13 protein-coding genes and 3 tRNA genes are annotated in these 11,347 nt (G+C 42.9%); 4 read left to right on the top strand and 12 right to left on the bottom strand.

Features of this window, described 5'->3' with window-relative positions:
* Positions 1-342: 342 nt before the first annotated feature.
* Positions 343-1,410: an FUSC family protein gene (locus tag G519_RS0136030; protein ID WP_029198713.1), complete on the bottom strand. Its 1,068-nt coding sequence runs from the start codon at positions 1,408-1,410 to the stop codon at positions 343-345.
* Positions 1,411-1,581: 171 nt separating this feature from the next.
* Here G519_RS0136030 and G519_RS0136025 point away from each other — a divergent pair, with 171 nt between their 5' ends.
* The gene (locus G519_RS0136025) at positions 1,582-2,175 is read left to right on the top strand and encodes a DUF1989 domain-containing protein (protein WP_036635183.1); all 594 of its coding nucleotides are present in this window, start codon (positions 1,582-1,584) and stop codon (positions 2,173-2,175) included.
* Positions 2,176-2,239: 64 nt separating this feature from the next.
* A complete protein-coding gene (locus G519_RS0136020; protein ID WP_029198711.1) occupies positions 2,240-2,986 on the top strand; it encodes a YqcI/YcgG family protein in 747 nt (248 codons plus the stop codon).
* 55 nt (positions 2,987-3,041) lie between these two features.
* Here the strand turns inward: G519_RS0136020 and G519_RS0136015 are convergent, their stop codons facing one another.
* The 7 genes from G519_RS0136015 to G519_RS0135980 form a co-directional block, all read right to left on the bottom strand.
* Positions 3,042-3,677 carry a spore coat protein gene (locus tag G519_RS0136015; protein ID WP_029198710.1) on the bottom strand — a complete coding sequence of 212 codons (636 nt, stop codon included), beginning with the start codon at positions 3,675-3,677 and terminating at the stop codon, positions 3,042-3,044.
* A 129-nt stretch (positions 3,678-3,806) separates the two neighbouring features.
* Positions 3,807-3,992: a DUF3934 family protein gene (locus G519_RS46280; protein ID WP_036635181.1), complete on the bottom strand. Its 186-nt coding sequence runs from the start codon at positions 3,990-3,992 to the stop codon at positions 3,807-3,809.
* Positions 3,989-4,435, bottom strand: a complete 447-nt coding sequence (locus tag G519_RS0136005) for a HEAT repeat domain-containing protein (RefSeq protein ID WP_409372032.1) — start codon at positions 4,433-4,435, stop codon at positions 3,989-3,991. Before G519_RS0136005 ends, G519_RS46280 begins: the two co-directional genes overlap by 4 nt.
* A gap of 697 nt (positions 4,436-5,132) precedes the next feature.
* Positions 5,133-5,318: a hypothetical protein gene (locus G519_RS0136000; RefSeq protein WP_029198708.1), complete on the bottom strand. Its 186-nt coding sequence runs from the start codon at positions 5,316-5,318 to the stop codon at positions 5,133-5,135.
* Positions 5,319-5,450: 132 nt separating this feature from the next.
* Positions 5,451-5,669 carry a hypothetical protein gene (locus G519_RS0135995; protein ID WP_029198707.1) on the bottom strand — a complete coding sequence of 73 codons (219 nt, stop codon included), beginning with the start codon at positions 5,667-5,669 and terminating at the stop codon, positions 5,451-5,453.
* 169 nt (positions 5,670-5,838) lie between these two features.
* Entirely contained in the window at positions 5,839-6,714 is an 876-nt protein-coding gene (locus G519_RS0135990) for a helix-turn-helix domain-containing protein (RefSeq protein WP_127528312.1), read from the bottom strand.
* 554 nt (positions 6,715-7,268) lie between these two features.
* Positions 7,269-8,042 carry an arylamine N-acetyltransferase family protein gene (locus G519_RS0135980; protein ID WP_029198705.1) on the bottom strand — a complete coding sequence of 258 codons (774 nt, stop codon included), beginning with the start codon at positions 8,040-8,042 and terminating at the stop codon, positions 7,269-7,271.
* A gap of 240 nt (positions 8,043-8,282) precedes the next feature.
* Here G519_RS0135980 and G519_RS0135975 point away from each other — a divergent pair, with 240 nt between their 5' ends.
* Complete coding sequence (locus G519_RS0135975; protein WP_029198704.1) at positions 8,283-8,513, top strand: hypothetical protein; 231 nt, start codon at positions 8,283-8,285, stop codon at positions 8,511-8,513.
* Positions 8,514-8,530: 17 nt separating this feature from the next.
* Positions 8,531-8,929, top strand: coding sequence for a hypothetical protein (locus tag G519_RS0135970; RefSeq protein WP_029198703.1), 399 nt, complete (start codon positions 8,531-8,533; stop codon positions 8,927-8,929).
* On the opposite strand, the gene ade is transcribed toward G519_RS0135970, so the two are convergent.
* The 4 genes from ade to G519_RS0135945 form a co-directional block, all read right to left on the bottom strand.
* The gene (gene ade / locus G519_RS0135965; RefSeq protein ID WP_029198702.1) at positions 8,906-10,714 is read right to left on the bottom strand and encodes an adenine deaminase; all 1,809 of its coding nucleotides are present in this window, start codon (positions 10,712-10,714) and stop codon (positions 8,906-8,908) included. The two genes, G519_RS0135970 and ade, sit on opposite strands and share 24 nt — an antisense overlap.
* 360 nt (positions 10,715-11,074) lie before the next feature.
* Positions 11,075-11,145 (bottom strand) — tRNA-Gly (locus tag G519_RS0135955).
* A 7-nt stretch (positions 11,146-11,152) separates the two neighbouring features.
* Positions 11,153-11,226, bottom strand: a tRNA-Pro gene (locus G519_RS0135950).
* Positions 11,227-11,249: 23 nt separating this feature from the next.
* Positions 11,250-11,326, bottom strand: a tRNA-Arg gene (locus G519_RS0135945).
* Between the last annotated feature and the right edge of the window lie 21 nt (positions 11,327-11,347).

The following is an 11,347-nucleotide window of genomic DNA, read 5'->3' as shown; positions in this document are numbered from 1 at the left end:
TCGTTCGTGCTTACTCACTCGTTGTTCAGTTTTCAAAGATCAATTTCTTTCGTTCACTGCCGTGTTACCGAAGCAGCGAGAAGTAATATACCATATTGGAATTTCATTTGCAAGCTTTTATTTTTATTTATCCATTCGTGAAGATGTTCAACACGTTCAGACTCATTAATAATCGATTGCCTTGCTTGTCCGTTTGGAACAAGAATCATAATATAGCACATACGATTTCGTAAAGCAACCTTTAATCATTTTTTTATGAAGGAACCTTTCGAGGTGTCCGAACATCTGACAACCGAAAGGTTCAGTAAGACTATTTTATGAAAAGGTGTCCAAATCTATTTATCATTTTAACCTAATGCTTTTGAGCAATAAATCAAGGGGTTCTTTCTCTTCAGTTTCTCCGCGATGATCATGCTCCACAAGCTTATCCAACCGCGTTATTTGATGACCATAATCATACATAGCCGCAGCCACTACTGACAATCGCAGCATTCCTTTCGGCTGCTTATGATAACGGTCGATGAGTACTGTCATGAAGCGCTCGTTCTCTGCTTCCATTTCCAAACCCTCCGAGCAGTCATCTTTGAGCTTATCATCGAATTTCAACAGAACGTGCTCGTGGAACTTTATTAGCTTTTCCAAATGTTCATCGAAATAGTCATCGATTGCCTCTGTGCGGGACGTTTGAAAATAATGCTCATCCACGGCTTCAAGAACCTCAAGCCCTTTGTACATCACGAGAAGCTTCTGCTTGTAAACAACGAGTTCACGAATGCGGTTTAATCCGCTTCCCTTGATTTTCTTAATCTCTTCTTCCATGAGCCTGTACTTATCCGACAAAGACTTCAAGCTGCTGCGCAGGCTTTCTTTTTCCTCACGGAATACGGTCTCTTTCATTTCATTAGAGATAACCGTGCGAAGGAGGAGCGACATTTTGGCAAAAATAGTACGAATCTGTGCGGCGAATTGCTCTTTGGGCTTAGGTGGAAAGAAAAGAACATTCACTACGAATGCACAACCGATTCCAATCAAACTCAGCAGCAATCGATTGATGGCAAATTGCAACTCTCCTGAAGCCTCCATGACCGCTACAACGGTGACTAAGGTAAGACCGATCGTTTCCTCCATGCCCACTCTTAAACTTATAATGATAACAATAATACATACAATTCCAATAGCAATCACATTATTAGAAAAAAACATACCCGCAAGTAATGCCAATGCCGCGCCTAGAATATTCGTCTGCAGCTGCTCTAGGAAATAACGCCAAGATCGGTAGATCGAAGGCTGCATAGCAAAAATTGCCGCTACTGCCGCAATAACAGGAGGAGAGAAATTGAGCCAAGCACTTATGTATAAGGCTAATGCTACAGCAATCCCCGTCTTCCACACACGCGCACCGAAAACCATGAAACCCCACCTCATCCACAAAAATCTTATTCAGTATTATCTTACACAGGTACGGATATGGATGCAAAGATGTGTTTTTAGAGGGAACCACTGAGCAAGTTCCCCTTGAATGATACCTCCTTCGAGCAGCCATACTGTAAAGATAAATTCCAATGCTGCAGGAGGACACCAATGATCAAACAAAAATGGCGAATTCCCTCTACGCAAGGGCTTGGTTTTATGCTGGGAAAAGAGCAAGTTGTCCGTATAACGGATGTGATGGGTGAGCAAATTGCCGACTTTGTTGCTTATCGTGCCGATGATACCAGTGTGCGTCTGGATCCAGGTGTTACTATGGATGTGCTGCGTACGATGAAAATAAAGTCTGGGGATCTTCTATATTCCAATACCTATAGCCCGCTACTCTCCGTTGTGGCTGATACCGTAGGGCAGCATGATTTCATTAACTCCCCCTGCCGCCCTGAAATGTATGAATTGCTATACGATAAACAAAACCATGCTAGCTGCTATCATAATTTGAATCAAGCTCTTGCTCAGTTCAACATTCCTGTTCCGGATCAACACTATTCGTTGAACTTCTTTATGAACACGGTTATTCTTCCTTCTGGACAAATCAAGATAGAACGGCCTCTATCTAGAGCTGGCGACTATGTTGAGCTTCGCGCAGAGACGAACCTATTCGTGGCGGTATCTGCTTGTCCCTGTTCAGAAAGCGCCTGCAATGGATATGTTTGTACACCTATTGATGTGGAAATTATGAACTAGAGACATTCACCCACTTTTCACCCATCGCATAGTATGCTCCGAATGGATGAAGGAGGGTGTTGACATGGTTAATTTAATTTCCAAAGACTGGATTGAGGATCATCAAGCGGATCTGCCAGAATGGCAGCAGGATGCTTTTTGCAAATTTGGTCAAATGATTAATGATCCAGACCAGATGTACCCTTGCATACCCGGTCGTCTTGGTTATATCTCTAATAGTCTACGATTCGGATTTGCTGCAGATCCTAGATCTGAAGAAGCCATCAATAATGTCGCAAAGCTCTTGCAGCAATACGGAGATTGTTCGCGTGAAACGGGTAAATATGCTTCTCTAGTCATTTTTTTTAATACACCTGACGAATTAGCCAACGGCTTCTCTATAGATAATTATGAACAACTATTTTGGTCTATTTTAAGCCGGGTAAGCGCTATAGATCAGGCCCCATGGCCTTCCCATATTTCGTCTGATCCTTCCCATCCTTCTTGGGAGTTCTGTTTTGACGGGCATCCATATTTCGCTTTTTGCGGGACTCCTGCGCATGAGATTCGAAAGAGCCGACGGACTCCATGTTTCCTCATTACATTCCAGCCCAGGTGGGTGTTCGAAGAAATCAACGATTCGACCCCTTTTGGCCGTAATATGAAAAAGTTGATTCGTCAGAAGTTAGTCGAGTACGATGGTGTTCCCGCGCATCCCTCTTTGAAATGGTACGGCCAATCCGATAATCTAGAGTGGGAGCAGTATTTTTTGCGTGATGATGAAAGTGTTGCTTCTAAATGCCCTTTCGCTTCAATGATAGATAAAGTTTAACGAGCAAAGAAAAACCAGTATGGGTTGATGAGACCGATACTGGTTTATTTTCAATTTAGTGTACAGTTCCTGCTCTATTATTTGGAGGCATTTGTGGCATTCCTTGAGCCGGAACGAAGGTGTTAAGCATTTTTTGCATATCGGAGGCTTCAAGCTGTGGAACTTGGTAGTAAGCATTTCTATTTTGATACAAGAAAATTTCATAGGCCATTTCGATAAAGTTCTGTACTTGGGAAGCCAATACACGACGTACAGCAGGGTTCGTCACCTCAACGGAAGTCATCGTCAGAAGCGCTGCATGGGATTTCACAAGGCCTAACATATGTGCGCTAATGCCTGCATCCTTCACATCAGCTAACGATTGATTCGGCTTTTTGGGCTGTGTAGGTTTGATACCGTAGATTGGCTGCGATAGATTTCGGATCATATACGTCTGTGTTTCTTGACTAGGTTTTTGTCCCGTAGCGAAGCACTCTGCTGTTATGTTGTAATGGAATAGCGTAAAGTTGTACTGACGATCCAAAATATCCAGAAGCTCGTTATCTTGGACGAACTGTCTGAAGATCATGAACTGATCCAGCACATTAATTGTACAGGCTAACACCTCGTGCAAATCAAAGAGCTCATGCCCCCCATGATTCATATTCTGCATGCCTTGCGTCATGTTGTTATTTGGCGTTTGCTGCTGCATCTCGAAGTCTCCTTTAATGAATGGAATAGTGACTTCGATAATATGAGTTATGTTGAGCGATTTTATTCATTTTGCAGGCAAATACCCCCGGCAGGATGCCGAGGGTTAGATATTTATGAGCTGCAGTTGCTAAGCTTTAGGTTTGTCGCCATTGCTGCTGCTCGCGGCTTTGGCAGCTTTGGCTGCTGCTAATAGACCTTTACTTTTATAAGGTTTTGGGGCACTCTTTGCTCTATTCGCACTAGCTTGCCATCGGTTCCAGCCCTTACTGTCTGTCCCTCTGCCGGTTCCGCCTTTCCCCTTCGCTTTACTCATGTATTCACTCTCAACAACGACGCCCACGTGGTTTCAAGCCATTGATCGAAGTCAGGCCCTTTATCGCCTTCATAAGTATCATATACGTCACTTCTGGTCTTCTGTAACTTCTCTTTAAACTCTTCAAACGTATGGCCTTCCGGCAAGCTCTTTTTAATGCGCACAAAAACTTTACCTGCGCCTTTAATCAAGTCGCCTTTTTTCCTTGGCGGCAGCTGAACATCCTCACCAAATGCCCGGAGTTTGCGGTAAGCAGCTTCTTGAATGGGATAAACAGCATCGCTGCTCATCATACGCGCTAGTATGTTAATGGTTTGTTGGTCGTTATACTGGCCTAATGCTTCAACGGCTTCTAGACGTTCTCTCCAGTTGGAAGTACGATTGGCCGATTTTTTTAGTTCCTCAAAATTGGGAGGTATTTCGTTTTTTAATTCGATGGTCAAATGATTCAAGCTCCTTCTGTCTGCTGTTATTAGATTGATGTTACACTTTTTTGATGTGTAGCGCCAACTTTTTAGTGATTATATTTAAAATCGATACATCAAAGTACCATTTATATAGGATTTTATAACTTTTATCATATTATACGGGTATCTCTTTTTATCAACGATTTCAATAACCTCGTTTTTGGGGTGAATGAGATGTCCGATTTTTCAAGACTCGTTGGCGAGCGTTTAAGATAGTTAGAAAGTTAAAGGGCTTAACACAAGATCAGTTGGCTGAAAAAACAGGCAAGGATAGTATGAGTAAATCAGTAGGAAGAATAGGAAGAGTTAGGTTTCGGTATGTATGCGTCTGTCCCAAGAGCCTTATGGAAAATTCAGCCCCCAGGTTGAGAATTTCGAAAGCTAAATGCTACTTCCATTGGATTAATCCAATGGAAGTAGGGATTTTGACAGCCTGGAAGCCAATTCTATTGGAATATTTCCAATGGAAGTATTCATTTCATGCAGAATACGTTTCGAATGTTCCAGAGGGTCAAAAGAACTTAAAGGGCTGTCCTATAAGTAGATTTACCTACTTATAGGACAACCCCATGGTATTCGTATGAACGACTGATTAGCAAACAAAACAAAACAACGACCAGTTCACACTAATGCGAACTGACCGCTGTCTCATTTGCTATTCATTCTATCAGCCTCAATTTACGACGACACCCCTACAGTACTTGCATACAACTGCATCAACTGCAATTTCCTCGTTACAATAAGCGCACGACTTATGTGTTTGCAAATCAGCCACCGGAACCACCTTGCGCTTCTTCACATTCATGAAAATCAATAAACCAACCACAACCACAATAACGGCCAACAACCAATAAACCATAACGAAACACCTCCTAGTTGATAAACAACTTCTGATGATTCCGTATAAGTATATTCGGTCATTCTTGTCCATTTGTCTTAGTTGTGAACAAGATTAAATACTAGTCCCTATTTCGACTCACTAATCGCAACGTTAACCCCTTACATCATCATGATCCGTTCCCGTAATGACGTCATACCAATCTTCAATGTCTTTTTCAAATTTTGCTGTCTTCTCTCTATACATGGCAAGTGTATCATTGCCTAGTGGTAAATGAACCGGTGGCTTTTCAGCGTTGGCTGCAGCTTTTGTAATTTCCAATCCGAAACCTCTGGATGCGCCGGTGATGAACCATACTTTTTGATTTATCATTATTTGTTGTCTCCTTCTCGTCGTCATTTTTGAATTGAATATTTCATGACCTAAGATTATCACAGCGCATTCCGACCTACTTTTCCAAAAAGCCCAAAGTATTTGTCCATTTAGCTCAAATAAAAAAATCTTAGCCCGGCGGGTGCCGAACTAAGATCTCTGTTTGCTTTTAGCTTAACTGTTGCTTGTAAGAGGACGGGGTATAGCCAAAATGCTCTTTGAAAACCCTTGAAAAATGCGCAACATTCTCAAAGCCCGTCGTAAAGCAAACATCCGTTACTGACATGGCCGAATAGGTCAACAATTCTTTGGCCTTCTCCAAGCGTTTCTGTCGAATCCATAGTGATGGGGACGTGTTGTAAATCGTTTGAAAATCCCGTTTGAAGCTGGACAAGCTTCTGCCCGATAAATAAGCCAAATCATTCACTGAAACAGGATTCAAGATATTTTGTTCCACGACGGTTGAGATATCGGATCGTACCTGCTGCTTCAGATGAAGTAATTGCTGCATGATATTTTTGTTGGCATGGGTAGGATCAAACAACAATTCCAACAACTTAATTTTAATTAATCCGTCCTCGATGTTATCGGGTTCGTTGAAATATGGTTTAAGCGACTCTAAATAGGTTAACAGTCGTTCACTTATCGGATTTACAAAAATAGGTACCAACACTGTTGGCTGCGCAGATTGAATGTCCGCCATTTTAATAAAGTCTTTGAGCACTTCATCTTTTAGAAAAAACATCATGTACTCTAATAAGTAAGCTTGATTAGGTTCGCCTGATTTTTCATATTCAATTACAATCGATTTTTGCAATAGTACCATTTCATGTTTATGAACAACGTATACCTGATCACCGTATCGCACCGTATAAGTGCCATTCAGCACAAACATAAGAAGGTAGTCTTCTAAGAACATAGTCCCTTGTTTTCCTACCGTGTTGGTGCACGATTCAATAACTGTGAGCCCTTTGAGCTTCAAAACGCTTTGATTGAATGGTGATGCTGCTAAGCCTTGCGGTGCTTTTATTATTCTTTGGGTCACGCGCACCCTCCCCTCAATTCCCCACTCCAAATGATGATAACCAAACTCAGGCTGATGATAGGAGATATCCTCCCTAATTGTACCATGGAATATGACATTTTCCTGCTGGATGACACTGATTTGCCTTTTCGCGTTGTTCTGAGTACTTTTGCTCGATGCATCATCCATATCCTTTGAACATATTAATATAATAAAGCGCTTCCAAAATCGTTGTTGCGGAGAATTTGTAGGAGACATTTATTAATAGGGAGTTGATGTCCATGTTCAACCCAAAAGAATGGACCAAACAACTGAAATACTTTCAAGGCGTTGTAAGAACTATCTACATCAACGAACACACTGGACTACCAAAGCTAAGTTGTACCTTCACCAAAGAGCAGCAGAAAGCGTTAGAACGTGAAGACAGAAAGTTATCACTCTCGTAATACTTTGCTCTAACGGAAAGGACGCTGCTGCAGCGTCCTTTTTCGCATTGTTAGATAAGAACTTCAAGTTTGAAAAAGAAGATGACCCCTTTCGGAGTCCTCTACCCTAGTACTTAACTACAATAATTATTAATCTAGATGAATACCAAAATGCTCTTGCAAGGCCGCTTTATACTCTTCTTCTGTTTCAGGAGTGAAAGTCCTTACCCCGTCGGATGTAAAGATACGAAACTCCCGGCCAGCCAGTGTTTTCCGTCCCTCCAGGGTGCGCATGGCTACCATTGGGCTCTTGGTAAAAATCGAATCCGGGGCGTTCTCACACCAGAAGGTCGCAAAGATATAATCCTTCGGCAGCTGAGGCTCCTCCGTAAACGAGTAAATGCGGTTCCATTCCTTGTTCTTCTGCTCACATAGCATCCAACCATAATAGGCATCGCGCTCGAGTCGATAACTCTCTTCTCCTTGATGCTGTTCAAGACCTTCTATCCATGCGATCGGCCTGCGAGGGACGATCCCGCCTACTCCGACATCACACAAAAAGGCTGTGCCTTCTGCCTCTACCCTCAGGACGTGATGACGTCGTTTCGGTGGCGAATTCGGCTCATCGCGCCAAAATCGAGCGACCAAGTCAGTGACCGAATAGCCAAGTTCCCGCAGCAGCCAGCCGAATAAAGCATTCAACTCGAAGCAGTACCCTCCGCGCCCGCGCACAACAATCTTCTGATATACATCTTGAGGATCCAACGATAAAGCTATGCGGTTCATAATGTCCAAATTTTCGTACGGAACCGTGTGCAGATGACACTCCTGCAGGTCGGCCAGTGTCTTTACACTGCCATCGAGCGAACCTTCAAAACCGATACGTTCCAGATAGTTCTTAATCTGACTATTGTTTCTGAACATGTCGAACAACTCCATCCTTTGAGAGTCTCCCGGTTGCTATAGTTTATTTCTTTTTTCATTGATAGACAAGTTCGTGAGATTTAACAACAATATACTTTTAAAAATACCATCATTACCCTATTTCTGCCTTATATTCCGTTTAACTCTCCATAAAAAGCTTACAAAACGACAACGGTTTTCGAGCGACATTTTAGTTCTAATCCGTTAATCTATGAAAAAAGATTCATAGGAGGTTAACTTATGATTCAAAACTTAGAGCTATGCATAACGGGCTTGTTAATTATCTCCATCATGTTTCATCTTTTTATAGATATCGTCAAAAAGAATAAAATCATTAACTATCCAATTCAAGAAGAGGAATCCATCAAAGTTGTATACCCGCAGTACATCGACTGCAGCCGAAACATTAATCTTTCACTTCTTCCCAAAGAATATCTCTTTACGGATGGGCAGCTTATTGAGATTCATTAACTTAAGGAGGCCATACTGTGTCAGACAAGATAATCAGTGATGAAGAGTTGATGATGATGCTGTCCCCCACTAACAATAACGAAGAAAATGAGCCATCAGAGAAACCGAGGCTCACCATGAAATTACTATATGAGCTTATTAAAAAGCTTAAGCAAGAGAACATGCTGCTTTCCAAACGTGTAGACGAATTAGAACAGCAATTGGATTTGCTGCATCAGATTCGAGATGAGGTGGCCACCACCCTAGATCTGCCGATGATCAAGGAACCCGAAATAACAGTCGGGATGGAAGCTGAGCTTGTTTCCGGCCTCCCGCAAACCATCCTAACCTCCCGCGCTGAACGTCATCCTTCTAAAAAGAATAGGTTCTTTTGGACCTATTTATTGTCCCACTTAACCAATTTCCACTTCAATTAGCTTGAACTGCGTAACATCGACAATACCTCGGTTTGAAATCCGAATTTCAGGAATGACGGGCAATGCAATTAATGAGAAGGTCATAAACGGGGCGTTCAATGGACAGCCAATTTGTTTCCACGCTTTTTCGAGCTCTGCAACCTCTTTAACGACTTCAAGCAATGATTTATCTGACATGAGACCTGCGATGGTCATCGGTACTTGAGCCAGCACTTTACCGTTCTCTACAACGATCATGCCGCCTCCCATTTTAACAAGCTCATTAGCTGCGAAAGCCATATCCTGCTCATTGATCCCCATAACAATTAGATTGTGACTGTCATGCGCCACTGTAGAGGCTACCGCACCTGCCTTCAATTGAAAGCCATGCGTAAAACCAAGTGAAATTTGACCCGTTCCACGGTGTCGCTCGATACAAGCGAGACGAATAATATCCTGCTCAGCATCTGGTTGGATGAACCCCTGCTCAACACCTAGAGCTGCAGTCATTTTCTCTGTTCTTGCACTGTTTTCAATAATGCGGATGACATTGACCTTCGTCTTATCCTGATGACTGCGACTTTCAAGCTTGAAGTCCTCAGCCGTAAGCTCCCGCTTAACGTTCATGGAATTACGAATGTGCTCAGGATAGACGAAATCCGGGAAAGCAACTGTAAGTTTGCCATGATCATAAACAACTTGGCCATCGGTAATGACAGTCAAAGGCTCGACCTTCTGTAAATCATCCAGCAATAAAATGTCAGCACATTTACCTGGTGTAATGCTGCCCAAATCTTTTTCCATTTTAAAATAGCGCGCCACATTAATCGTTACCATTTGGATCGCTGTTACTGGATCGACTCCCTCTTCGATCGCGCGGCGCACGACATGATTGAGATGCCCTTTCTCCACCAAAGTTTGCGGACTTACGTCATCTGTGACAAGGGAAATATTGGCCGTGTTGACCTTATCCTCGGTTACCACCTTAATGACCTCTTTGACATCATGCCAGGCCGAACCTTCACGAATCATAAGGTGCATGCCCATGCGGACTTTGTGAAGACCTTGTTCCCGAGTTACGGTTTCATGATCAGATGTTACACCGGATGCTATATAAGCCTGCAGCATACGATCATCATCACTTGGAAAATGTCCTGTGACGGTTTTACCACTTTTGATCGTTTCTTCAATCTCCCCGCACATTTTCGGATCGCCATAAACGACACCAGGGAAATTCATAACTTCGCCCAGTCCGACCACGTTGTCCCATTGCAGTCCCTCTTTAATATCGGTCACTTCTAAGATTGCACCTGCATCTTCCAAGTCCGTAGTCGCTGGTACGCAGGATGGGAAAGTCGTGAAAACTTTGAGCGGCAGCTGCTGCCCCTCTTCGTGCATCAACCTTACACCTTCTGTTCCAAACACATTAGCAATTTCATGAGGATCCATAAAAATTCCCGTTGTACCTTTGGCTAATGCCGCTTTGGCAAACTCGGTAACGGAAAGCATCGTGCTTTCAACATGCATATGACCATCTAAAAATCCCGGAGACATATACTTCCCTTTGGCATCAATAACGACCGTTTGAGCTCCAATAGTATGGTCTGCATTCCCTACATACGCGATTCTCCCAGCTGCGACAGCAACATCTATGTGCTCAAGTAATTCACCAGAATACACATTGACGAGTGTTCCATTCTTAATGACTACATCGGCAAAAGCTTCACCTATTGCAACCTTAGCTAGTGTTCTGCTCACTTCAATAAGTTTATTTCTTTTATTTAGCGTACTTTTGTTTAGAGTCATGGTTTTTGTGCTCCTTTATCTAATTAAATTTTAATGACTACTCCGATTCTGTGACAAGCGTCACATCCGCCTGATCATCGATTCATATTAAATTTACCATGAAAATGGTTTTTCTCAAGGTGCTTACGTTCAAACGAAAAAAGACCACCCGAAGGTGATCTTTTTCTGTGAAGCGGGCGGCGGGAATACTCCAAATACTTTTTTAAAATGCTTCCTACGGAAGCGGATAGCGGTATATTTGGACGCGCGTCCTACTTGGGTATATTCTATGATGTCTTCACGGACGGTCGAACCCATACGGCTTCTCTTCCTTTCTCGTTCAAACGAAAAAGATCACCCGAAGGTGATCTTTTTCTGTTAAGCGGGCGGCGGGAATCGAACCCGCGCGATCAGCTTGGAAGGCTGAAGTTCTACCATTAAACTACGCCCGCGTGTCTATCGGGACGACACGATTTGAACATGCGACCCCCTGCTCCCAAAGCAGGTGCTCTACCAAGCTGAGCTACGTCCCGATAAGGTTATAACATATAAAAAATGGCGCGCCCTGAGAGATTCGAACTCCCGACCTTTTGATTCGTAGTCAAATACTCTATCCAGCTGAGCTAAGGGCGCTTAATAAGATGGAGCGGAAGA

It is taken from the genome of Paenibacillus alginolyticus DSM 5050 = NBRC 15375, from assembly GCF_000422905.1.
Classification (GTDB): Bacteria; Bacillota; Bacilli; order Paenibacillales; family NBRC-103111; genus Paenibacillus_E; species Paenibacillus_E alginolyticus.
Note: the sequence above shows the minus strand (reverse complement) of the source record. Positions and strands in the feature narration are given on the sequence as shown.